The following is a 20,623-nucleotide window of genomic DNA, read 5'->3' on the forward strand; positions in this document are numbered from 1 at the left end:
TGACGAGGCTCGTCGAAGTTCCCCAGTGATGCTCACTGAATTTCCCCACCTTGGGCGGTGGTCAGTGTAGGGGTTGGCGGGTGGCGGCTCGCAGGGTGCCCTGGCGGGCGTGGTGGTCGCGCAGCCGGTAGGAGTCGCCTTCGAGGTTGAGCACGACGGAGCGGTGCAGGAGCCGGTCGAGCATGGCTGCGGCGACGGTGCTGTCGCCTAGGACCTCGCCCCAGGATGCGACGCCGCGGTTGGTGGTGAGCACGATGGACGTCTTGAGGTAGCGCTGGGAGACGACCTGGAACAGCGCGGAGGCGGCCTCGCCGGGCAGCGGCAGGTAGCCCAGCTCGTCGATGATGAGCAGGGTTGGGCCGGCGAAGAAGCGCATGGTGGTGGCCCAGCGTCCTTCGATCGCGGCGCGGTGGCACCGGGCGGCCAGATCGGCGGCGGTGGTGAAGTAGGTGCGGTACCCGGCCTCGGCCGCGGCCCGGCCCAGGCCGACGGCCAGGTGCGTCTTGCCGACGCCGGGCGGGCCGATGAGCAGCACGTTGGTCGCCGACTCCAGGTACCGGCAGGTGGCCAGTTCGTCGATGAGCTTGCGGTCGACGTTCGGGGCGGCGTCGAAGTCGAAGTCGGCCAGGGTGGCCGGGGTGGGCAGTGAGGCGAACCGGAGCCGGCCGGCGAGCTTGCGGGCCTCGGTCGCCTCAACCTCGCGGGCGAGCAGGTGCTCCAACGTCGCGGTCATCGACCACCCCTGCTCGGCGGCGGTTGCCAGGACGGTGGGCAGGTGCTCGGCGGCGGCGTGCAGCTTCAACGCGGCCAGGTGGGAGCGCAGCTGCTGGTAGGTCGACGCCTGGCTGGTGATCATCGGCGCCGGCAGCGCCTCGGTCGTCGTCGCGGTCGTGGGTGTGGTGTTCATCGGGTCAGGGTGTTCCTTCCTCGGGCTGCTTTGTCGTAGGCGGACAGGTCGATGACCACGTCCGCGGTGGTGGCGGGCTCGGGTTGGTGGCGGGCGCGCAGCGCCTGCGCGGCTGCCTGGGCTGCGGGGCCGGGTGGGATGCGTTCCTTGCGCCGGTGCGGCACAGAGGCGTCGTGCCCGGCGAGGACGCGCGCCTCGAGCGCGGTGACGTGGGCGTGCTCGCGGACCATGACGCCAGCACCGTCGGGGGCGAGCTCGTGCCGGGCGATCACCGTCCCGGAGGTGGTGGCGATGTCGATGCGCGTGCTGCCCAGGCGCCAGGTGACGGTCACCTGGGCACGGGCGAGCTCGGGGGCGACGGAGTAGAAGTTGCCGCGCCAGGCCACCAGCGCCTGCGCCGAGACGACCCTCTCCTCGGTGATCGACGCGGGGAACGGGACGGTCGGGACCGGGGCCAGCGGTTCCTTGGCGGCGAGGGTGAGCACGGAGGCCTTCCCGTCGGGGCCGCCGGGCCGCATGCGGGCATCGCCACGGGTGGTGCAGAACTTGTCCAACGACGCCTGCGCCTGCTCCACGGTGACCTCGTCGGCCAGGGTGCGCCACCAGCGTTGGGCGGCGGTGTGGTTGGCCTTCTCCACCACGCCCTTGCGGTTGCCGCGCCGCGGCGGGCAGATCTCCACACCGACGCCGTAGTGCTTGGCCACCGCGGCGAACGACGCGGACACACGCCCGGTGGCCGGGTGGCACACGGTGGCCATCCGGTCGAACCGCCACGAGCGCGTGAGCCCGCCGAGCGCTCTGGTCACGCGGTCGAGGGCGCCGATGAGGTGAGCCTGGTCCATCGAAGGGCACAGCACGCCGCGCCACCGGCCGGAGTGGGCCAGGGCACCGACGAGCAGGAACGCCTTGGTGCCCCAGCCCCAGTGCTCGGGCGGGTCCGGCAGCTCGACCCAGTCCCACTGGGTCTCCTCACCCGGTGGGTGCTCGATCACCGCCGCCGGGCGGCCCTTCGTGCCGGCGCACGGTTCGCAGTGCGGGCGCAGCCCGCGGGTGCGGACCTGCCGGGTGAAGGTGGAGTAGGCCTTGTCGTACCCCAGCTCGACGACCTCGTCGTACAGGGTCATCGCCCACAGGTGCGGGTCCTCGGCCAGCCGGGCGCGGACGTAGTCCACGAACGGCTCGAACGGGTCCTGCCCCGCCGGCTTGCGGACGCCCGCGGCCCGGTCTCCGCGCAGGTAGGCGCGGATGGTCTTACGGTCCCGACCCAGATGCCGGGCGATCGCTGAGATCGTCCAGCCCTGCCGGGCCAACGCGTGAACTTCGATGTCTTCCTCCCGTGACAGCATGGGACGAGGGGCTCCTTCGAGTAGGCGTGTGGTCAGAGACCGCCATCATCGAAGGAGCCCCGCCCGTCCCCGGATGGGGCCACAGGGTGGGGAATTTCAGTGAGCAGAACTGGGGAGATTCACCTGAGCGCCGTCAGGTACTCCCGTCCGGGCCGGTGACCCGCATCAGCGGGGCCTCCGGGGTGCCGGTGAAGGAGGCCACCCCCTGCCGGATCGGCCAGTCGTAGGAGGCGGCGAGATCGACGTACTTCGCCGCCTGCAGGTCCTGCACCAGGGACTGCTTACCGCCGATCAAACCCGGCATGTCCACCGGGCCGGCCGCGGTGGCGATGCCGGGGAACCGGCCGGGGGCGTCGGCGGCCACGTGGCGGGCCTCGGCGGCGGCGATGAGGGCTTTGGACGGCACGCAGCCGATGTTCACGCAGGTCCCGCCGACCGTGCTGCGCTCGATCATCACCACCGACTTGCCCAGGTTCCGGGCCCGGATCGCGGCGGAGAACGCCGCACCCCCGGAGCCGATCACCGCCAGGTCCACCTTCTGGTCCACTTGAGATACCCCCATCACTTGGCGAAATACTCCACTGAGGCCAGAATGGACCTTCCAGTGCAGGGGAAGGTCAAGCCCATCCCGCCGGAGACCCCGAGAAGAGGGCTGTCATGAGGATCGGTGAACTCGCCTCCGCCGCGGGCACCAGCACCAAGACGCTGCGGTTCTATGAGGGGCAGGGTTTGCTGCCCGCCCCGGACCGCACGGCCGCGGGGTACCGGGACTACGACCCGACCGTGCTCGACCGGCTGGACTTCATCCGCCGCGGCCAGGGCGCCGGGCTCACGCTGGCCCAGATCCAGCAGGTGCTGGAGATCCGCGACGGCGGGCAGGCGCCCTGCGGCCACGTCCGAGACCTGCTCGACCAACGCCTGGCGGCCATCGAGGACCAGCTGCGCAGCCTGACCGCACTACGCGACACCCTCACCTCGCTTCGTGACGAGGCCACCACCCTGCACCCCGACACCTGCGGCCCCGACCAGGTCTGCCGTTACGTCTGAGCCGCGCTACGCTGACCGGTGGCGAGCCAGTGGAGGGCGGCGGCCAGGCACAGACCGGCGTGGTAGCTGCCGGCGGTCTTGTCTGATCGCAGCGCGATCCCGCGCCACTGCTTGAGCCGGTTGAAGCATCGCTCCACGACGTTCCGGCCGCGATAACGGGCCCGTTGCTGCTCCCCGAAATCGATCGGTCGGCCCGGCCTGTTCCGACGGTGGGCGATCTGATCGTCGCGTTCGGGGATCGTCGCGGCGATGCCGTGCGCGCGCAACCAGGCCCGGTTCGCTTTCGAGGGGTAGCCCTTGTCGGCCAGCACCCGGTCCGGACGGGTCCGCGGTCTGCCGACCGCACCGGGCACGCGGATCTGGCCCAGCGTAGGGACCAACATGCTCGTATCGGCCGCCTGCCCCGGGGTGAGGATGAACGCCAGCGCCCGGCCGCGCCCGTCACAGACCAGATGCGTCTTTGTGGTCAGCCCGCCCCGAGAGCGACCGATGGCGTGGTCAGGCGTCTCCGGCCCGAACTTCTTGTAGTTCGATCCGGCCCCCTGTGTCCCTGGGCAAGGTCGCCCCGTGCTGGTGCACGCGCACCACCGTGGAGTCGATCGAGGTCACCCAGTCCAGGTCTCCCCGCTGGTACGCCAGCGACTGGACCTTCTCCAACACCCGCGCCCACACCCCGGCCGTCGCCCACCGGCGAAAGTTCCTATAAATGGTGTTCCAGTTCCCGAACCGCGACGGCAAATCCCGCCACGGCGCCCCGGTGCGATACCGCCACGCCACGGCCTCCACCACAGTGCGCCGGTCCACCGGTGGGCGCCCCGTAGCCCTCACCGACGGAAACAACGGGCCGATCACAGCCCACACCTGATCCGAGATCACATCACGCGACATCCTCCAAGGCTCACCCGCACCCCAGCCAGAGGTGTTTAGCAACACGCCCTAGTCCGGGACGACGAGCTGACGCAGGTAGCGCCTGCACTGGTGCACCCTGGCGAAGCGCGCGCGCCACACCTCCGGATCCTCGTCGGGACCGTGGAAGAAGCCCTTCACCGGGGCGCCGAGGGCGAATGGCGCGTCGAAACCCTCGTCGCCGTGCGGGTCCTCGACCTCCTCGGAGCCGCCCTTGTAGACGTGGAGATAGGTCTGGTCGACGGTGAAGCCCTTGGCCTCGTACCACCCGCAGGCCTCGGCGTCTGCGCGCGTCCAGGCGTCGAGCCAGCGGAGGCCCCGGTCGCGGAGACGGTCCAGCGCCTCACCGAGCAGGGCGTCGGCGACGCCCTGGCGCTGGTGGTCCGGGTGGACCGCGACGGTGTCGATGGTGGCCACGGGGCGGCCGTCATCCTCCCAGAGCTCGACGTCGAGGATCCCGATGATCTCATCGTCCCCCGGGGTCGTCATGCCCTCCGGCTTGGGGTTAGCCGCGACGAGCTGGATGGCTTCGCCGTCGAAGGCGGTGCGTGCCGTCTTCACGTCGTCGAAGTAGGAGGAGCCGAGGAAGGAGAGCGCCCGGCAGCGCAGCCAGGACGCCTCATCGATGGCGGCGAAGTCTCGAACCAGGAATCCCACGCCGCCGATGCTAGGGCGCAGCGACGGGTTCTGCCATCGAATTACGGTGCCGTCACGACGCGCAGCTGCGGCACGTGCCGAAAATCTCCAGGGTGTGGCTCACATCGCGGTAGCCGTGCTCGGCGGCGACGGCATCGGCCCAGCGCTCCACAGCCGGTCCTTCGATCTCCACCGTGCGTCCGCAGTCCCGGCAGACCAGGTGGTGATGGTGCCCGGTGGAGCACCTGCGGTAGACCGCCTCACCCTCGTCGGTGCGGATCATGTCGATCTCACCGGCGGCGGCCAGGCCGGTCAGGGTCCGGTAGACCGTGGCCAGGCCCACCTTGGCGCCCGACTCCCGGAGGCGGGCGTGCAGGTCCTGCGCGCTGACGAACTCCTCCGCCTCGCCGAGCCGCTCGATCACGGCGCTCTGCTGGCGGGTCGGTCGCCGGGTGCTGGTGCTCATGTGCTGACCTTCTCCTGGTGCCCTTCCTGGTCCTCGTGGTCGGCCGGGTGGTGCTCGTCGTAGTGACCCTCGTGCGCCGCGTGCCGGTGCCCGTCGTGCAGGTAGTCGACGTGGTCGCCGTGCGGGACCGCCTCGTGCCCGCACCCGGGACCGTGCTCGTGCAGGTGCCGCTCCGCTGAGCGGTGCCGTCGTCGGGCCGTCGTCCTGGCGACCATACCCACTCCGGCCGCGAGGAAGAAGATCAGGACCGACAGCAGGACGATCGTGCCTCCGGCGGCGGTGTCCAGCTGGTAGGAGGCCACGACCCCGCCCACGGCGGCCAGGACCCCCAGGAGGGCGGCCCACCGGGTGCCCGTGGCGAAGCTGCCGGCCAGTTGCTGGGCGGCGGCGTTGGGCAGGATCATCAGGGCGCTGATGAGCAGCAGGCCGATCACCCGCATGGCCACGACGACGGTGACCGCGGTGAGCACCGCGAGCAGGATGTTGAGGGCGAGCACGGGCAGGCCGCTGGCGCGGGCGTACTCCTCGTCCCCGGCGACCGCGAAGAGGCGCTGCCTCAGGAGGAGGGTGACGGTGACGATGAGCGCCGAGAGGATGGCGAAGACCACCAGGTCGCTGCGCGAGGTGGTCGTGATCGCCCCGAAGAGGTAGCCGGTGAGGTTGCCGGTCTGTGCGCCGTCGACCTTGTTGATGATCACCACGCCGGCGGCGATCCCGCCGTAGAACATCAGGGCGAGCGCGATGTCGCCCGAGGTGTGCCAGCGCGCGCGGATGAGCTCGATCGCCGCGCCGGCGAGCACGGCGGCGGCCAGGGCGGTGAGCAGGGGAGCCTGGTCGGTCAGCACGCCGATCGCCACGCCCGCCAGTGCCACGTGCCCCAGGCCGTCACCGATGAGGGAGAGGCGGCGCTGCACGAGGAAGACCCCGACGAGCGGCGCGGCCAGGCCCACGCAGAGCGCGGCCAGGAGCGCGTTGCGCATGAACTCCAGACTGAGCATCTCGGTCATGCCGCACCTCGTCCTGCCGCGAGAGCCACGTCGCGCTGATGGTCGGCGTAGGCGTCAGGTGTCCCGTCGAAGGTCAGGTGGCCCGAGTCGACCTCCACGATCCGGTCCACGATGCCGCGCAGGGCGGTGAGCTCGTGGGTGACCACGAGCATGGTCGTGCCCATGGATCCCAGCTCTTGGAGGACCCCGGCCAGGACGGCCTGGCTGGCGGCGTCGACCCCTGCTGTGGGCTCGTCCATGATGAGGACGTCCGGACGCGCCACCAGCGCCCGGGCGATGAGCACCCGGCGCTGCTGGCCGCCGGAGAGCGTCTCGACGTCGAAGCGGGCCCGGTCGGCCAGGCCCACCGTGGCCAGGGCGTCCTGGACCGCCGCGCGGTCCTGCGCGCGTGCCGGCCGCCACCACGGGCGTGTTGCCAGCAGGCCGGTCGCCACGACCTCGGTGGCGGTGGCCCGCACCCCACCGGTGAGGGTGTGGCGCTGCGGCACATAGCCGATGCGTGTCCTGTCGCGGAGCGTCGCCAGCGGGGTGCCCATGACACGGACCTCCCCGCTGAGGTGCTCGGAGAGCCCGAGGAGCCCCTTGACGAGCGTCGTCTTCCCGGAGCCGTTCGGGCCGAGCACTGCCAGGACCTCCCCGCCGGTGACCGACAGGTCCACGTCGGTCACGACGGCACGGCCGCGGTAGCCGAAGGCAGCACGGTGGAGCTCCAGGACCTGCCCGGTCGTGGGTCGGGAGAGGTGGGCGGTGGGTGATGTCATGAGCAGCCGAGGCCTTCCTGGAGAGCCTCGAGGTTGGCGCGCATCACCGAGGAATAGTCGGTGCCGGCCGAGGCCGAGGTGATGCCCTCGAGCGGGTCCAGGGTCAGGACCTGGGCCCCGGTCTCCGTGGCCACGGTCCGGGCGATGGCGTCGGTGAGGATCGGCTCGGCGAAGACCGTGGTCACGCCGGCCCTCTCGATCTGCGCGCTGACCTCGGCCAGCCGGGCGGGGGAGGGCTCCGACTCCGGGCTGATGCCCGTGATGCCGGTCTGGTGCAGGTCGTAGCGGTGCGCCAGATATCCGAAGGCCTCATGGGTCGTGACGAGGTCGCGGCTCTGGCAGGTGGCCAGACCGGCCGCGAACTCCTCGTCCAGGGCCTCGAGCTCCGCGACGACCTCGGCCGCGCGGTCGGTGTAGCCCTGGCCGTGGTCGGGGTCCAAGGACGCCAGCTGCTCGGCGATCGTCTCGGCCACGTGGCCGTAGCGCTCGGGATCGAGCCAGAAGTGCGGGTCCTCGGGGCCGTGGTCGTGGCCGGCGTGAGCATCCTCCGACCCGTCCTCATCGTCCGCGTGGCCGGAGTGCTCGTCCTCGCTCTCGCCGAGCGCGAGCAGATCGGCGACGGGTGCGACGTCGAGGCTGTGGTCGGCCGCCTGCTGGGCGACCGCCTCGTCGACGGCCGGCTGCATCCCGGCGGAGTAGACCACCAGGTCGGCGCTGCCCAGAGAGCCCACGACCTTGGGGGTGAGCTCGACCTCGTGGGGGTCGGCGCCCGCACCGGTCAGGGTCTGGACCTGCGCGCGGTCGCCGGCGATCCGGCTGGTGAGGTACTCCAGCGGGTAGAAGCTGGTGATCACCGTCAGCTGCTCGCCCGAGCCGTCCGTCGCTCCTGCTCCCTCGGTGGGGGTGCCGGCGGAGCCGCCACCGCAGGCGGTCAGGATGAGCCCCAGGGGGACTAGCGCGGAGAGGAGGCGAAGCTGCATACCCTCGAGTGTGCGCTCAAATGAGAATCATTGTCAACTTCACCATGGTGCGGGGCGCCGGACCGGCCGAGGTGATCTAGCCTCGGGGGACGAGCTGGGTGATGGCGACGACGAGGAAGAGCAGGAGCACCGTCAGGCGCATCATGCGCTCCACGCCGCTCAGGCGCGGCCAGGACAGGTAGAGCAGCCACAGGATGAAGGCGAGCGCCAGGCCGACGAGGGTCCAGCCGACCGGGCCGCCGAGGAAGCCGCCGCCGATGAGGAGCACGAGCAGGAGCAGGAAGGGCAGCCAGACCGGAACCTTGGCAAGCGCCTTGAGCGCCGGGAGCGAGGCCTGCTCGATCCGTCGGCGCAGGGGGCCGGGCTCCAGCGACGGGTCCATCGGGTCTTCGCGGTCCTCGACGGCGCGACGGTCGGGCTCGGGGGATGGGCTGGAGGGCGAAGGCACGCGGACAGCCTAGCCGGGGACGAGCTGGCTCCCGCGCCAACTAGACTGTCGAGCCATGGCCTCTACCTCTACCGTCGACACGGTTGTCTCTCTCTGCAAGCGCCGCGGCTTCGTCTTCCCCTGCGGCGAGATCTATGGCGGCACGAGGTCCGCGTGGGACTACGGGCCCCTCGGCGTCGCGCTCAAGGAGAACATCAAGAAGCAGTGGTGGCGGGCCATGGTCCAGACCCGCGACGACGTCGTGGCCCTGGACTCCTCGATCATCCTGCCGCGCCAGACCTGGGTCGCCTCCGGTCACGTCGGCGAGTTCTCCGACCCGCTGACCGAGTGCCAGTCCTGCCACAAGCGCTTCCGTGTCGACCACCTGCAGGAGGCGGTGGCAGACAAGGCGGCCAAGAAGGGCAAGGAGATCGACCCGGACGACGTCGCTCTCGACACCATCACCTGCCCCAGCTGCGGCAACAAGGCCTGGACCGAGCCGCGCGAGTTCAACATGATGCTCAAGACCTACCTGGGCGTCATCGAGGATGAGTCCGGGCTGCACTACCTGCGTCCCGAGACCGCCCAGGGCATCTTCATCAACTTCGCCAACGTCATGGGTGCCGCCCGCAAGAAGCCGCCGTTCGGCATCGCCCAGATCGGCAAGAGCTTCCGCAACGAGATCACGCCGGGCAACTTCATCTTCCGCACCCGCGAGTTCGAGCAGATGGAGATGGAGTTCTTCGTCAAGCCCGGCGAGGACGAGGAGTGGCACCAGCACTGGATCGACGAGCGGATGAACTGGTACGTCGACCTGGGCATCTCCCGCGACAACCTGCGCCTCTACGAGCACCCGCAGGAGAAGCTGTCGCACTACTCCAAGCGGACCGTCGACATCGAGTACCGCTTCAACTTCACCGGCAGCGAGTGGGGCGAGCTGGAGGGCGTGGCCAACCGCACCGACTTCGACCTGGGCACCCACAGCAAGCACTCCGGCCAGGACCTGAGCTACTTCGACCAGGCCAGCGGCGAGCGCTACACCCCCTACGTCATCGAGCCCGCGGCCGGCCTGGGCCGCTCGCTGATGACCTTCCTCGTCGAGGCCTACACCGAGGACGAGGCGCCCAACGCCAAGGGCGGCGTCGACAAGCGCACCGTGCTGCGCCTCGACCCGCGCCTGGCCCCGATGAAGGTCGCCGTCCTGCCGCTGTCGCGCAACGCCGACCTGACCCCCAAGGCCAAGGACCTCGCCGCCACCCTGCGCAAGCACTGGATGGTCGACTTCGACGACGCCGGGGCCATCGGGCGCCGCTACCGTCGCCAGGACGAGATCGGCACGCCCTACTGCGTGACGGTCGACTTCGACACCCTCGAGGACCAGGCCGTCACCATCCGGGACCGCGACTCGATGAGCCAGGAGCGCGTCTCCCTCGACCAGGTCGAGGGCTACCTCGCCCAGCGTCTGATCGGCTGCTGACCCGGCTGTCCTGCGTTTGTGGTGCTGGAGCGCCACAAGCGCAGGACACCGATCGCAGGACAAGACTCCAGGCCGTCGGTCTCACCCGCCCAGGATGAGGCCCAGCCCGATCGAGACCATCACCACGGCGATCAGGGCGTCGAGCAGTTGCCACGACCTGGGTCGGGCGAACAGCGGCGCGAGCCGTCGGGCACCCAGGCCAAGGCTGGTGAACCACAGCGCGCTCCCGGTGACCATCCCGGCCCAGTAGACCCAGCGCCCGTCGGTGCCGAAGCTGTTGGCGATGCTCCCGATGAGGGTCACGTCGAGATAGACGTGGGGGTTGAGAAAGGTCAACGCAGCCATCGTCGCCAGGGATCGACGCACCGACGCGACCCCGCCACCCTCGGCCGTGAGCGCCTCGCCGGGGTGCAGAGCGCGCCAGGCGGCGTGCACCCCATACCCGATGACGAAGAGCCCGCCACCCCATCGGGCGGCGTCCAGGAAGGGTGGCCACGCGGCCACCACGGCACCGACCCCGAGCACCGCCAGCCCGGCCAGCACCATGTCGGCCAGCGTGCAGAAGATGATCAGCGGCACGACCGGGGCGCGGCGCAGGCCCTGCCGCAGCAGGTAGGCGTTCTGCGCGCCGATCGCGATGATCAGGCCGAGCCCGGTGAGCAGGCCGGTCGCGTAGACGGTGAGGGAGGAGGTCACGGCATCGACGATAGGGTTTGGAGAGGCCTCCAACGGCATCAGATTGATGAATGATTCTTCAGAACCCTTAGTCTGACTGCATGTTGATCGACCCTGTCGGCCTCCAGACGCTCGCCAGCGCGGTGCGGGAAGGCACGTTCGAGCGCGCTGCGGCTCGCCTGCACGTCACGCCCTCGGCCGTCTCCCAGCGGATCCGCGCGCTGGAGCAGTCCGTGGGGCAGGTGGTGGTCAGCCGGACCAAGCCGGTGTCGGCCACGGCGGCGGGAGAGGTGCTGCTCCGGCTCGCGGGCGACTGGGACCTCCTCGTCCAGGACGCCCTCGGCGAGCTGGTCCCGGAGCGGGGCGGCTCGGCATACCCTCTGGTGCCCGTCATCGCCAACGCCGACTCGCTGGCCACCTGGTTGCTCCCCGCGCTCGCCGCCACCCAGGCCGACCTCGGCATCACCCTCGACGTGATCCGCGAGGACGAGGACCACGCCTCCGACCTGGTCCGGTCCGGCGCAGCACTGGCCGCGGTGACGTCCGACCCGGCACCCGTCCCAGGCTGCACGCTCATCCCGCTGGGGTCGCTGCGCTACCTCGCCGTGTGCACCCCGGCCTTCCGCGACCGGTGGCTGCGCCGCGGGGCCCGTGCGGCGGACCTGGACCTGGCGCCCATGGTGCGCTTCGACCGCAAGGATCTGCTGCAGCACCGGGCGGCGCGGCGGTGGGTGCGGCGGGAGATCGACCCTCCGGCCGGCTTCTACGGCTCCAGCCGGGACTGCGCCGAGGCGATCCGGCTCGGTATGGGCTGGGGCATGGTCCCCCTGTCCTGGGCCGAGGAGGGACTCGCCACTGGCGATCTGGTGACCTTCACCCGTCACGCGCACCTCGACGTGCCCCTGCACTGGTTGGCCCGTCGGCTGCCCTCGCGGGTCCTGGACATCCTGGGCGAACGGGTCAGGGAGGCCGCGGAGGCGGGCCTGCACCGATGAAGATGGGACACTAGGTCGGTCATGACGCTCAGCACCCCCACCCCGCCCCTCCCGGCCCTGACGATCGGCCGCCACACCATCGAGTCACCGGTGGTCCTGGCACCGATGGCCGGCATCACCAACAAGGCCTTCCGCAAGCTCTGCCGTGAGTATGGCGATGAGGGGCTGGCCAGTGCCGGCGCCTCCGGCGGGACGTGCCTCTACGTCAGCGAGATGGTCACCAGCCGGGCCCTCGTGGAGCGCACACCCATCTCGATGAAGCTCATCGAGCACGAGGAGGGCGAGTCGCCTCGCTCGGTCCAGCTCTACGGCGTCGACCCGGCCACGGTCGGGGCCGCAGTCCGGATGCTGGTGCGCGAGGACCGCGCCGACCATGTCGACCTCAACTTCGGCTGCCCGGTGCCCAAGGTCACCCGCAAGGGCGGGGGAGCGGCGCTGCCGTGGAAGACCGACCTGTTCCGGGGGATCGTCCGGGCCGCCGTCCGCGAGGCGAGCGAGGGTGGAATCCCGCTGACCGTGAAGATGCGGGTGGGCATCGACGCCGACCACATCACCTTCCTGGACGCGGGGCGGATCGCCGAGGAAGAGGGTGCCGCCGCGGTTGCGCTGCATGGTCGGACCGCCGCCCAGGCCTACTCGGGCCAGGCCGACTGGGACCGGATCGCTGAGCTCAAGGCGGCCGTGACCACGATCCCGGTGCTCGGCAACGGCGACATCTGGTCGGCCGACGATGCGGTGCGCATGGTCGAGCACACCGGGTGCGACGGGGTCGTCGTGGGCCGGGGCTGCCTGGGGCGGCCGTGGCTGTTCACCGACCTGGCGGCTGCCTTCGCCGGCTCACGGGTGCGTGTCACCCCCGACCTGCGCGAAGTGGCGCGGGTGCTGCGCCGCCACGCCCAGCTGCTCGCCGACTTCCACGGTGACGAGGGCAAGGGCTGTCGCGACATCCGCAAGCACATCGCGTGGTACTTCAAGGGTTTCTCCGTCGGTGGCCAGATGCGCCACCAGCTGGGGCTGATCAACACCCTCGAGGATCTCGACCGGTTGGTCGACGGCCTCGACCTGGGCCAGCCGTGGCCCGGCGACGCCGCCGAGGGGCAGCGCGGCCGGGCCGGGTCCTCGCGCATCGTGGCGCTGCCGGACCGATGGCTGGAGTCGCGGGAGCTCGATGCCGACCAGCGGGCCACGGTCGCCGAGGCCGAGCTGTCCGTCTCCGGCGGCTGAGGGTCAGCCCGAGAATGCCTCGACCAGCTCGCGGTTGAACGCGGGCAGGTCCTTCGGGGTGCGGCTGCTCACGAGCGGGCCAGCGGTGTCGACGACGACCTCCTCGTCGACCCAGGTTGCGCCAGCGTTGCGCAGGTCGGTCTTCAGGGATGGGTAAGAGGTCATCCGGCGGCCCTTGACGGCGTCGGCCTCGGTGAGGATCCAGGCTCCGTGGCAGATGACGGCGACCGGCTTGCCGGCCGAGGTGATCTCGCGGGTGAACCGCACGGCGTCCTCGTCCGTCCGGAGGGCGTCGGCGTTGCCGGTGCCGCCGGGCAGGACCAGGGCGTCGTAGTCGGCGGCCGAGGCGCTGGCCGCGGTCACGTCGACGGACTGGGTGTGGCCCTTCTTGCCCTCGACCTCACCGGAGGATGGGGCGATGAGGTGGGCGGTCGCGCCGGCCTCGGTCACGGTGTTCCACGGGCTGGTGAGCTCGCTGTCCTCGAAGCCGTCGGTGAGGAGGAAGGCGATCTTCTTGCCGCTCAGACGCTGGGTCATCAGGTGACCTTTCGTCGGGGGTTGGGGTTCCTTGTCCACCGTAGGAAAGGCGGTGGCGTCCTGCATCCCGAGCCGTGTGCGGATCAGAGAGCCAGGCTCGATCTGCCCGTGGGTGTGGGGTCTGGCCCAGGGCACAGGTCGACGGCCCCGTGTAGACATGATCTGTGAAGGTCACGCTTGTCCGGCACGCGATGCCGTCTCCCTCTCCCGCTGCCGCGCCTCGCTCATGGCCGCTGTCCGAGGAGGGGCGACGCGATGCGGAGCGGCTGCGATCTAGAGTCCGGGACGATCACCGTCTCTGGTTATCGAGCGAAGAACGCAAGGCGGTGGAGACCCTGGAATGCCTATGCCCCCACACCATCCGTCGCGTCGCCCAGGACGCACGATTCAACGAGGTGGTGCGGGTCGAGCCTTTCGATGACGCGTTCCGGTCACGTCGCCGGGCCTGGGTCGAGGGCGAGCTCGACGAGCGGCACGTCGGCTGGGAGTCCCCCCCAGATGGCGGGCGCTCGTTCCGACGAGGGAATCCGTGAATATGGCCGGAAGTCGTCGGAACTCGTCGTTGGTTCGCACGGCATGGTGATGACTGCCTGGCTGGTTCACGTCGGGTTGCTGACCACAGGGGTTGCAGCAGGCGATCGTTGGGAGTCCCTGCGTTTTCCGGACATCGTCGAAGTGGACCTCAACTGATGGGACGCATGCCCTGCCGCGTTCAGAGCCTGCCATCGATCGGTAACAGCCCTTGCTCCTCGCGCGCCTTGTTGACGATCTCGAGGACGAACTCCGCCTTCCGGTGCGTGTAGTCAGCACTCCAGACGCCCGCCGCAACCAGCTTCCTCTTCAGATCTGCATACCGGCGACGGTCCGCGGGGTGCGTCCGGAGCCAACGGACGAACAGGCGCATGTGGGCCTCGGGCCACTGGGCCGCAGTGTAGATGTGGCTGATCGCTGCCCTGCGACCCGCCGTGGGGTAGAAGGTGGCCCAGTGATCGCCCACGACGACGGCAACGGACCATCCGGCTGCCAACAGCTCGTCGTCGACATCGGGGCGGTTCTGACCCTCAGGCAGGCGCAGGACGATATCGATCACCGGCTTGGCACACAGGCCTGGGACCGCGGTTGAGCCCGAGTGCTCCATCACCCATCCGTGCCCCAGGGCCTGCTGCAGGTGTGCTGCGAACTGGGCGTAGCGCGCTGGCCATGACGGGTCCGGGGCAACGAGTCGCTCCTCGGGATACTGCTCAGCCCACGTCACGAGAGAAAGGCTAGGGGCGGCCACCGACGAGCCGCGCGGGTTGAACGAAGGCCAGGCGCTGATCCGGTCCCAGCTCGTAGCCGGCGTCGCAGCGATACCCCCTCAGCCAGACCCGGTCGTCCACCACGCGCAGGTAGAAGCCCTTCGGGTACTCGTCGTCGTCGCTGAGGGGCTCGGAGGCGACGTGGAGGGCGCCGGCCGGGGGTCTGCCCGCGGACAGCACGGAGTCGGGGGCGTTGACCTGACCCATCGTGGCCAGCCGGAGGTAGGGGCCGCTCGTCGCCGGGCAAGGGGTCAGATTGGCTTGTCGCGCGGCGTCGAAGATCTGCGCGAGTGTTCCCCCGTCGGCCATCCCCAGCTCCTGCACCGTCCGTTCGACGAAGTGCAGCTCACGCTCCTCCGGAGCGTCGAAGACCGGGTGAGCCAGGAGCGTCTGGGCGTGCTCGTTGAGGTGCACTCCCTGCTCCTGCAGCTTCTGCAGGAGCACGGGCCGTGGCTGCCCACCGATCCTGATCGTGCGGCCTGCAGGTCCGAGCACAGATGTCACGTCAGCCCTTTTCGGTCGCGCGCGGTCGCGGGAGAGGCCTCATCAGGGGGCCGCGCAACCATTCGACGCGCCCGTGGGGTTGAGGGCAACCATGGGCCGCGCTTGGTGGGGCTGGGGGCAACCATTGAGCGCTCTCGGTCGGGATGGAGGGGTCGGGTGGGGGGGCGGGATGAGGGGAGGAGGTCAGCGCGGGTTGGGGCCGGTGGCGATGGGGCGGGAGGGGTCGGTGATCCAGTCGCTCCAGGACCCCACGTAGACCGCCGGCGCGGCGGGGCCGAGGGCGCGGGCCTCGAGGGCCAGGGCCAGGTGGGCCGCCTGCACCCCGGAGCCGCAGTAGACGACGGAGGGAGCACCGCCGCTCCCGCCCGCAGCGCCGAGCAGCTCCTCGAGCCGCTCGCGGTCGGGGAAGCGACCGTCTCTGTCGAGGATGCTCAGGGCGGGCAGGCTCAACGCACCGGGGATGTGACCGGCCACCGGGTCGACGGTCTCGTTCTCCCCGCGGTAGCGGTCCGCCGGCCGGGCGTCGATGACCTGCGTGCCCTCGCCGACCGCGGCGACGTCTGCAGCCTCCACCAGCTCACGTCCGCCGGCCTGCAGCTCGACGTTCCCGGGGTCCGGCTCGACCTCGCCGGTCTCCACGGGGAGCCCGGCCGCCTGCCAGGCCGCGAGCCCGCCGTCCAGCACCGCGGCGTCCTCGACGCCGTAATAGCTCGCGACCCACCAGGCGCGTGCCGCCCCGAGCGAGCGCTTGGCGTCGTAGAAGACCACGGGACGGCTGCTGCATACCCCGACCGCGCGGAGCGCCTCCTGCACCCGCTCGAGGGACGGCATCGGGTGGCGACCTCCCCGGCCGCCCTCCGCGACGGGGTCGGAGAGAGTGGACTCGAGGTCCAGGAAGGCGGCGCCGGGCAGGTGACCCTTCAGGTAGTCGGCGCGGTTGGCCTCGACCCCCGTGCCGAGCTGCCACCGGACGTCGACCAGGACCGGGGGCGCATCCCCGGAGAGCTGCGCGGCGAGGTCGGTGGGCGTGATGAGCGGACTGTCCATGGACCTGACCCTAGACCGCGGAGGTGGGACGCGTGGCAGAGTTGTCCCCATGTGCCGCAACATCCGTCCGCTGTCCAACTTCGCGCCTCCGGCGACCCCGGATGAGGTGCAGGCCGCGGCGCTCCAGTACGTCCGCAAGGTCGGTGGGGCGACCAAGCCCTCGAAGGCCAACGAGGAGGCCTACGCGGTGGCCGTCGAGGCGATCTCCCGCGCCACCCAGGAGCTGCTGGACGCGCTGGTCATCAAGGCGCCTCCCAAGGACCGCGAGGTCGAGGCGGCGAAGGCTCGCGCCCGCGCCCAGGCCCGCTACGCCTGAGGTGGCCGGCTACTTCCTCCGCCCGGAGGCGCCGCTGCCGACGCACCCCTCGCTGCTGGTCGGTGCCCTCGGGGACCCAGACTGGGTGCGGCTGCGGCACCGGCTCAACTGGATCAACCTGTCCACGCCGCTGGGTCTGCTCCTGGCGAAGATCGGGGGAGCACGGATCCGCAAGGGACCTGCACGCAGCTACCTGGCCGACTACTACCGGTGGACCTTCCCGGCCGGCGGCGCCTTCACCGTCGGTGACGTGATCATCACCCGGCACGATCTGGACCTCCTCGCGGAGCGGCGCCCGACGCTGGTCGGCCACGAACTCCTGCACAGCAACCAGTGGGCCTACTGCCTCGGCCTGCCTTTCCTGCCGCTCTACGTCGCGTCCATGGCGTGGTCGTGGCTGCGCACCGGGGACCGGGCGGCCAGGAGCTTCTTCGAGCGCGAGGCAGGCCTGGAGACCGGCGGCTACCGGGACGTCGAGCCACGACCGCTCGGGCCCGTCATCGCGGGGGGCGCCCGCGAGCTGCTGCGCGTGGTCGGGATCGGACGCAAGGGCCTGGACGCCGGGGCCGACCTCGGCACCGCGGAGCGGGACCGGCGCGAGGGGTCCGGCTGATGGACGGCTACACGGCGGTCGACCGGGAGCGTTGGGTCGCCGAGGACCCTGCACAGAAGCGGTCCGACCGCAACGACTTCGCCCGCGACCGCGCCCGGGTCCTGCACTCGGCCGCCCTGCGCAGGTTGGCCGCCACCACCCAGGTCGTCCAGCCCTCCAGCGACGACTTCGTCCGCAACCGGCTGACCCACTCCCTGGAGGTTGCCCAGATCGGTCGCGAGTTCGGCGCTGCGCTCGGCTGCGACGCCGACGTCGTCGACACCGCCTGCCTCGCCCACGACATCGGCCACCCTCCCTTCGGACACAACGGCGAGACGGTCCTCGACGAGCTGGCGGCGGCCATCGGGGGCTTCGAAGGCAACGCCCAGACCCTGCGCGTGCTGACCAGGCTGGAGGCCAAGCGCTCCCACGCCGACGGGCGCCCGGCGGGTCTCAACCTCACCCGGGCCAGCCTCGACGCCGCGACCAAGTACCCGTGGCCCCGTGGGGAACATCCGTTGGGGGGCACCAAGTTCGGGGCCTACGAGGATGACCTCGAGGTCTTCTCCTGGATCCGGTCCGGCAGCCCGGAGGACGTCCCGGCGCGCCGCTGCCTGGAGGCCCAGGTGATGGACTGGTCCGACGACGTGGCCTACTGCGTGCACGACGTGGAGGACGCGATCGCCTCTCGACGGGTCGACCCGGCCGCGCTGCGCTCCCGGGACGTGCAGCAGGTCGTGGCCGAGCTGGCCTGCGACTGGTACGTCCCCGACCTGCCCGTCGAGGAGGTGAGGGGTGCGCTGGTCGACATCCTGGCCACCGGCTGGGTCCCGGAGCGCCACCGGGGCAGCCGGACCGACCTCGCGGCGCTCAAGGACATGACCTCTCGTCTTATCGGCCACTTCGTGCGCACCGTGGAAGTGGCCACGCGGGAGCGCTACGGCACCGGGCCGCTGAGCCGCTACGCCGCCGACCTCGTGGTGCCGCGGTCCCAGGTGGCCCAGGCCGCAGTCCTCAAGGCGGTGGCCGCGCACTTCGTCATGCTCAGCGACGAACGCCGCACCGTGATGGAGCACGAGCGCGAGGTCATCACCTCTCTGGTCGAGCGCTACGGCGCCGACCCGGGCGAGATGGACCCGGTCCACCGCGAGGCCCACGAGCTGGCGGAGGACGACGTGGCGGCGGCGCGGGCCGTCATCGACCAGGTCGCGAGCCTCTCCGACGCCCGCGCGCTCGCGGTCTTCTCCCAGCACCGATCGGGAGGTATCCCGTGAAGGTCACCTCCCCGGTCCTGGGCTCCCTGACCGTCCCGATCGTCGGTGCCCCGATGGCTGGCGGTGTGTCCAACCCCCTCCTGGCAGCGGCGGTCAGCGATGCCGGTGGCTTGGGCATGCTCGCCGCCGGCTACCGCACCCCCGAGCAGCTCGCCGCAGACCTGGTGCACACCCGCGACCTGACGACGGCGCCGTTCGGCGTCAACCTGTTCGTGCCGGCGAGGCCGGATAGGGACCGGCTGGCCCCGTCCGTCGAGGCCTTCCGGGAGGAACTGGCTCCGCTGGCCGACCGGCTCGGGGTCGAGCCCGGACCGGTCTCCTGGGGAGACACCGACCACTGGGCCGACAAGGTGCTGCTCGTCGAGACCCTCGCGCCGGCCGTGGTCTCCTGCACCTTCGGCCTGCCCGACGTGGAGGCGGTCGCCCGGTGGCGGGCCGCCGGCATCGAGGTCCACCTCACCGCGACCTCACCCGAGGAGGCGGCCGCGGCCCTCGCCCTTGAGCCGGACGCGCTGGTCCTGCAGGGGCACGAGGCCGGTGGACACCGGGCCACCCACGATGCCGCCGCCGAGCCGGTCCTCATCGACCACCTGGGGCTGCTGGAGACGATCGCTCCCGGCACCGACGTGGCCCTGGTCGCCGCCGGCGGGGTGATGACCTCGGGCGACGTCCGCCGTGCCTTGGATGCAGGAGCCGCGGCCGTCCAGGTCGGCACCGCGCTCCTGCTGGCCACCGAGTCAGGTGCCGGCCGCACCTACCGCTCGGCCCTGCGCGACCCGGGGCTCACCGAGCGGGTCACTACCCGCGCGTTCACGGGAAGGGTGGCCGGCGCGGTCCGCAACGACTTCGTCGATCGGCACGGGCCGGCCGCACCGCACGCCTTCCCCGTCGTGGACCAGCTCACCAAGCCCCTACGCCGGGCGGCGGCCGAGGCCGGAGACGTCCAGAACATCCACATCTGGGCCGGGTCGGGCTGGCGCGCCTGCCAGGACGCGCCTGCGGCCGAGATCCTGCAGGGCCTGACGCCATGACCCTGCCGCCGACGCTCGGGCTGCCCGACGGCGTCGTGCTCGGGGAGGGGGTCGACCTCGGCGGATCCACCCGGTCCGTCGTCAGTCGCCATCCGGTCCTCCAAGGCCCGCACGGGTGGGGCCGGTCGGTGGTGGTCAAGCGCTTCGTGCCGCAGCCGGAGGGTCGACGCTCGGCGACCGGGTTCGCCCAGGAACGGGTCGGCCTGGAAGAGCTGCCGGAGTCCCCCCGGCTGCTGCTCCACGACACCTCCGCCCAGACCCTCGTCATGGAGGACCTGGGCACCCACCCGACCCTGGCCGACGCCCTCCTGGGCCACGACCCGGCAGCCGCGTGGCGGCACACCCTCCGCTGGGCCGGGGCGCTGGGTCGCACGGTCGTGGGAGACCGGGCGGTCCTGGAGCGCGCCGCCGAGCGGCTCGGCCCGGCCCTGGCCGTGGACCAGCAGGCCCGGCGCGACTACCCGGTTCGGGGCCTGCTGAGCCTGGGCGAGCTCGGCGCCGTCGGCGACGTCTCGTCCGCGCAGACGCAGATCCGCGACGCCGTCGACTGGCTCGAGCATGACACGGCCCGGCACGCCCTGGGACCGGGCGACACCTGCCCGGACAACGCGGTCCTGACGCCGGCAGGGGTGCGCTTCCTGGACCTGGAGGGCACCGGCATCCGGCACCTGGCCTACGAGGCGGCCTACACCGCCGAGCCGTTCAGCACCTGCTGGTGCGTCTTCACCGCGCCCGCAGGTCTCACCGAGAGCGCGCTGGACGCCTTCACCGAGGGCGCCCAGCGGTGGTCGCCCGGGCTGCTGCAGGACCCCGCCTGGCCGCGCCAGGTGCGGGCAGCGATCGCCGTCTGGGTCCTCTCGGGCACGTTGTGGCTCCTGGACGGTGCGATGGCCGACCGGGTCGTCCGGGGGTCGGGCACCGAGCGCGAACCACGGGGCCCGCGCTTCCGGGCGTTGCTGGTGCACCGGTGGCGCTGGGTCGCGCGGGAGTGTGCCGACGAGCTCCCGGCCGTCGCGGCCGCCTGCGGGCAGGCCGCGGACTGGGCTGACAGGGCCTGGGCCGACGGGTCCTCGCTCGTGCTCCCGGGCTATCCCGCCTTCGCCGAGCTGGACCGGCGGCCCGGCCCGAGGAACTGAACCTTCTCGCCGCCTGTCGCGACACAGGGGTGAG

Annotated in this window: 25 protein-coding genes and 1 pseudogene; 11 read left to right on the plus strand and 15 right to left on the minus strand. The window is 71.3% G+C overall.

The window, feature by feature from the left end; genetic code table 11:
- Positions 1 to 61: 61 nt before the first annotated feature.
- The 3 genes and pseudogenes from istB to ACTMMA_RS16385 all read right to left on the minus strand — a co-directional run.
- Positions 62 to 907 carry an IS21-like element helper ATPase IstB gene (gene istB / locus ACTMMA_RS16375; protein WP_441188763.1) on the minus strand — a complete coding sequence of 282 codons (846 nt, stop codon included), beginning with the start codon at positions 905 to 907 and terminating at the stop codon, positions 62 to 64.
- Positions 904 to 2,253: a Mu transposase domain-containing protein gene (locus ACTMMA_RS16380; protein ID WP_441188762.1), complete on the minus strand. Its 1,350-nt coding sequence runs from the start codon at positions 2,251 to 2,253 to the stop codon at positions 904 to 906. Before ACTMMA_RS16380 ends, istB begins: the two co-directional genes overlap by 4 nt.
- Before the next feature lie 139 nt (positions 2,254 to 2,392).
- Positions 2,393 to 2,800, minus strand: a pseudogene (locus ACTMMA_RS16385) (FAD-dependent oxidoreductase); the annotation flags it as partial.
- 110 nt (positions 2,801 to 2,910) lie between these two features.
- Between ACTMMA_RS16385 and ACTMMA_RS16390 the strand changes: the two are divergent.
- On the plus strand, positions 2,911 to 3,300 hold the full coding sequence (locus ACTMMA_RS16390) for a heavy metal-responsive transcriptional regulator (RefSeq protein ID WP_285179099.1): 390 nt from the start codon (positions 2,911 to 2,913) through the stop codon (positions 3,298 to 3,300).
- Here ACTMMA_RS16390 and ACTMMA_RS16395 read toward each other — a convergent pair.
- The 7 genes from ACTMMA_RS16395 to ACTMMA_RS16425 form a co-directional block, all read right to left on the minus strand.
- Positions 3,291 to 4,188, minus strand: a protein-coding gene (locus ACTMMA_RS16395) for an IS5 family transposase (RefSeq protein ID WP_425498246.1) whose coding sequence is annotated in 2 segments (ribosomal slippage) — positions 3,291 to 3,842 and positions 3,844 to 4,188 — 897 coding nt in all. Because the reading frame shifts where the segments join, the coding sequence is not laid out codon by codon here. The genes ACTMMA_RS16390 and ACTMMA_RS16395 overlap by 10 nt on opposite strands.
- A 48-nt stretch (positions 4,189 to 4,236) precedes the next feature.
- Positions 4,237 to 4,863 carry a GNAT family N-acetyltransferase gene (locus tag ACTMMA_RS16400; RefSeq protein WP_441191182.1) on the minus strand — a complete coding sequence of 209 codons (627 nt, stop codon included), beginning with the start codon at positions 4,861 to 4,863 and terminating at the stop codon, positions 4,237 to 4,239.
- 52 nt (positions 4,864 to 4,915) lie between these two features.
- Positions 4,916 to 5,308, minus strand: a complete 393-nt coding sequence (locus ACTMMA_RS16405) for a Fur family transcriptional regulator (RefSeq protein ID WP_441191183.1) — start codon at positions 5,306 to 5,308, stop codon at positions 4,916 to 4,918.
- On the minus strand, positions 5,305 to 6,315 hold the full coding sequence (locus ACTMMA_RS16410; RefSeq protein WP_441191184.1) for a metal ABC transporter permease: 1,011 nt from the start codon (positions 6,313 to 6,315) through the stop codon (positions 5,305 to 5,307). Before ACTMMA_RS16410 ends, ACTMMA_RS16405 begins: the two co-directional genes overlap by 4 nt.
- The gene (locus ACTMMA_RS16415; protein ID WP_441191185.1) at positions 6,312 to 7,076 is read right to left on the minus strand and encodes a metal ABC transporter ATP-binding protein; all 765 of its coding nucleotides are present in this window, start codon (positions 7,074 to 7,076) and stop codon (positions 6,312 to 6,314) included. Before ACTMMA_RS16415 ends, ACTMMA_RS16410 begins: the two co-directional genes overlap by 4 nt.
- Positions 7,073 to 8,056 (minus strand): metal ABC transporter substrate-binding protein, encoded by a 984-nt coding sequence (locus tag ACTMMA_RS16420; protein ID WP_441191186.1) that lies wholly within the window; start codon positions 8,054 to 8,056, stop codon positions 7,073 to 7,075. Before ACTMMA_RS16420 ends, ACTMMA_RS16415 begins: the two co-directional genes overlap by 4 nt.
- Positions 8,057 to 8,132: 76 nt before the next feature.
- Entirely contained in the window at positions 8,133 to 8,504 is a 372-nt protein-coding gene (locus tag ACTMMA_RS16425; RefSeq protein WP_441191187.1) for a DUF6703 family protein, read from the minus strand.
- A gap of 55 nt (positions 8,505 to 8,559) precedes the next feature.
- On the opposite strand from ACTMMA_RS16425, the gene ACTMMA_RS16430 reads away from it, so the two are divergent.
- Positions 8,560 to 9,960: a glycine--tRNA ligase gene (locus ACTMMA_RS16430; protein ID WP_441191188.1), complete on the plus strand. Its 1,401-nt coding sequence runs from the start codon at positions 8,560 to 8,562 to the stop codon at positions 9,958 to 9,960.
- An 81-nt stretch (positions 9,961 to 10,041) separates the two neighbouring features.
- On the opposite strand, the gene ACTMMA_RS16435 is transcribed toward ACTMMA_RS16430, so the two are convergent.
- Positions 10,042 to 10,656: a LysE/ArgO family amino acid transporter gene (locus ACTMMA_RS16435; protein ID WP_441191189.1), complete on the minus strand. Its 615-nt coding sequence runs from the start codon at positions 10,654 to 10,656 to the stop codon at positions 10,042 to 10,044.
- A gap of 80 nt (positions 10,657 to 10,736) precedes the next feature.
- Here ACTMMA_RS16435 and ACTMMA_RS16440 point away from each other — a divergent pair, with 80 nt between their 5' ends.
- Positions 10,737 to 11,630, plus strand: a complete 894-nt coding sequence (locus ACTMMA_RS16440) for an ArgP/LysG family DNA-binding transcriptional regulator (protein ID WP_441191190.1) — start codon at positions 10,737 to 10,739, stop codon at positions 11,628 to 11,630.
- Positions 11,631 to 11,651: 21 nt separating this feature from the next.
- On the plus strand, positions 11,652 to 12,854 hold the full coding sequence (gene dusB, locus ACTMMA_RS16445; RefSeq protein WP_441191191.1) for a tRNA dihydrouridine synthase DusB: 1,203 nt from the start codon (positions 11,652 to 11,654) through the stop codon (positions 12,852 to 12,854).
- 3 nt (positions 12,855 to 12,857) lie between these two features.
- Here dusB and ACTMMA_RS16450 read toward each other — a convergent pair whose 3' ends face one another.
- Positions 12,858 to 13,391: a type 1 glutamine amidotransferase domain-containing protein gene (locus tag ACTMMA_RS16450; protein WP_441191192.1), complete on the minus strand. Its 534-nt coding sequence runs from the start codon at positions 13,389 to 13,391 to the stop codon at positions 12,858 to 12,860.
- Between the two features lie 164 nt (positions 13,392 to 13,555).
- Here ACTMMA_RS16450 and ACTMMA_RS16455 point away from each other — a divergent pair, with 164 nt between their 5' ends.
- Complete coding sequence (locus ACTMMA_RS16455) at positions 13,556 to 13,924, plus strand: histidine phosphatase family protein (protein WP_441191193.1); 369 nt, start codon at positions 13,556 to 13,558, stop codon at positions 13,922 to 13,924.
- Positions 13,890 to 14,081: a hypothetical protein gene (locus tag ACTMMA_RS16460; RefSeq protein ID WP_441191219.1), complete on the plus strand. Its 192-nt coding sequence runs from the start codon at positions 13,890 to 13,892 to the stop codon at positions 14,079 to 14,081. Before ACTMMA_RS16455 ends, ACTMMA_RS16460 begins: the two co-directional genes overlap by 35 nt.
- Positions 14,082 to 14,103: 22 nt before the next feature.
- Here the strand turns inward: ACTMMA_RS16460 and ACTMMA_RS16465 are convergent, their stop codons facing one another.
- The 3 genes from ACTMMA_RS16465 to ACTMMA_RS16475 form a co-directional block, all read right to left on the minus strand.
- Positions 14,104 to 14,646 carry a GrpB family protein gene (locus tag ACTMMA_RS16465; protein WP_441191194.1) on the minus strand — a complete coding sequence of 181 codons (543 nt, stop codon included), beginning with the start codon at positions 14,644 to 14,646 and terminating at the stop codon, positions 14,104 to 14,106.
- A gap of 10 nt (positions 14,647 to 14,656) precedes the next feature.
- Positions 14,657 to 15,133 carry a hypothetical protein gene (locus tag ACTMMA_RS16470; protein WP_441191195.1) on the minus strand — a complete coding sequence of 159 codons (477 nt, stop codon included), beginning with the start codon at positions 15,131 to 15,133 and terminating at the stop codon, positions 14,657 to 14,659.
- A 243-nt stretch (positions 15,134 to 15,376) separates the two neighbouring features.
- Entirely contained in the window at positions 15,377 to 16,240 is an 864-nt protein-coding gene (locus tag ACTMMA_RS16475) for a sulfurtransferase (RefSeq protein WP_441191196.1), read from the minus strand.
- A 49-nt stretch (positions 16,241 to 16,289) separates the two neighbouring features.
- Here ACTMMA_RS16475 and ACTMMA_RS16480 point away from each other — a divergent pair, with 49 nt between their 5' ends.
- Genes ACTMMA_RS16480 through ACTMMA_RS16500 form a run of 5 tightly spaced genes read left to right on the plus strand, consistent with a single transcriptional unit; the run spans position 16,290 to position 20,589 of the window.
- Complete coding sequence (locus tag ACTMMA_RS16480; protein ID WP_441191197.1) at positions 16,290 to 16,556, plus strand: DUF2277 domain-containing protein; 267 nt, start codon at positions 16,290 to 16,292, stop codon at positions 16,554 to 16,556.
- A gap of 1 nt (position 16,557) precedes the next feature.
- Positions 16,558 to 17,169, plus strand: coding sequence for a hypothetical protein (locus ACTMMA_RS16485; protein ID WP_441191198.1), 612 nt, complete (start codon positions 16,558 to 16,560; stop codon positions 17,167 to 17,169).
- The gene (locus tag ACTMMA_RS16490; protein ID WP_441191199.1) at positions 17,169 to 18,422 is read left to right on the plus strand and encodes a deoxyguanosinetriphosphate triphosphohydrolase; all 1,254 of its coding nucleotides are present in this window, start codon (positions 17,169 to 17,171) and stop codon (positions 18,420 to 18,422) included. Before ACTMMA_RS16485 ends, ACTMMA_RS16490 begins: the two co-directional genes overlap by 1 nt.
- Positions 18,419 to 19,453: a nitronate monooxygenase gene (locus ACTMMA_RS16495; protein ID WP_441191200.1), complete on the plus strand. Its 1,035-nt coding sequence runs from the start codon at positions 18,419 to 18,421 to the stop codon at positions 19,451 to 19,453. Before ACTMMA_RS16490 ends, ACTMMA_RS16495 begins: the two co-directional genes overlap by 4 nt.
- Positions 19,450 to 20,589 carry a hypothetical protein gene (locus ACTMMA_RS16500; RefSeq protein WP_441191201.1) on the plus strand — a complete coding sequence of 380 codons (1,140 nt, stop codon included), beginning with the start codon at positions 19,450 to 19,452 and terminating at the stop codon, positions 20,587 to 20,589. Before ACTMMA_RS16495 ends, ACTMMA_RS16500 begins: the two co-directional genes overlap by 4 nt.
- The last annotated feature ends 34 nt before the right edge of the window (positions 20,590 to 20,623 follow it).

Origin of the sequence: Ornithinimicrobium panacihumi, assembly GCF_052073805.1 — a bacterium.
GTDB classification, from domain to species: domain Bacteria; phylum Actinomycetota; class Actinomycetes; order Actinomycetales; family Dermatophilaceae; genus Ornithinicoccus; species Ornithinicoccus panacihumi.

Bases quoted from the DNA above. Each gene is read 5' to 3' on its own strand.
- ACTMMA_RS16410 (WP_441191184.1), bottom strand. From the start codon at position 6,315: ATGACCGAGATGCTCAGTCTGGAGTTCATGCGCAACGCGCTCCTGGCC.
- ACTMMA_RS16500 (WP_441191201.1), top strand. From the start codon at position 19,450: ATGACCCTGCCGCCGACGCTCGGGCTGCCCGACGGCGTCGTGCTCGGG.
- ACTMMA_RS16460 (WP_441191219.1), top strand. From the start codon at position 13,890: ATGGCGGGCGCTCGTTCCGACGAGGGAATCCGTGAATATGGCCGGAAG.
- ACTMMA_RS16480 (WP_441191197.1), top strand. From the start codon at position 16,290: ATGTGCCGCAACATCCGTCCGCTGTCCAACTTCGCGCCTCCGGCGACC.
- dusB (WP_441191191.1), top strand. From the start codon at position 11,652: ATGACGCTCAGCACCCCCACCCCGCCCCTCCCGGCCCTGACGATCGGC.
- ACTMMA_RS16380 (WP_441188762.1), bottom strand. From the start codon at position 2,253: ATGCTGTCACGGGAGGAAGACATCGAAGTTCACGCGTTGGCCCGGCAG.
- ACTMMA_RS16440 (WP_441191190.1), top strand. From the start codon at position 10,737: ATGTTGATCGACCCTGTCGGCCTCCAGACGCTCGCCAGCGCGGTGCGG.
- ACTMMA_RS16450 (WP_441191192.1), bottom strand. From the start codon at position 13,391: ATGACCCAGCGTCTGAGCGGCAAGAAGATCGCCTTCCTCCTCACCGAC.
- ACTMMA_RS16420 (WP_441191186.1), bottom strand. From the start codon at position 8,056: ATGCAGCTTCGCCTCCTCTCCGCGCTAGTCCCCCTGGGGCTCATCCTG.
- istB (WP_441188763.1), bottom strand. From the start codon at position 907: ATGAACACCACACCCACGACCGCGACGACGACCGAGGCGCTGCCGGCG.
- ACTMMA_RS16405 (WP_441191183.1), bottom strand. From the start codon at position 5,308: ATGAGCACCAGCACCCGGCGACCGACCCGCCAGCAGAGCGCCGTGATC.
- ACTMMA_RS16430 (WP_441191188.1), top strand. From the start codon at position 8,560: ATGGCCTCTACCTCTACCGTCGACACGGTTGTCTCTCTCTGCAAGCGC.
- ACTMMA_RS16415 (WP_441191185.1), bottom strand. From the start codon at position 7,076: ATGACATCACCCACCGCCCACCTCTCCCGACCCACGACCGGGCAGGTC.
- ACTMMA_RS16490 (WP_441191199.1), top strand. From the start codon at position 17,169: ATGGACGGCTACACGGCGGTCGACCGGGAGCGTTGGGTCGCCGAGGAC.
- ACTMMA_RS16475 (WP_441191196.1), bottom strand. From the start codon at position 16,240: ATGGACAGTCCGCTCATCACGCCCACCGACCTCGCCGCGCAGCTCTCC.
- ACTMMA_RS16390 (WP_285179099.1), top strand. From the start codon at position 2,911: ATGAGGATCGGTGAACTCGCCTCCGCCGCGGGCACCAGCACCAAGACG.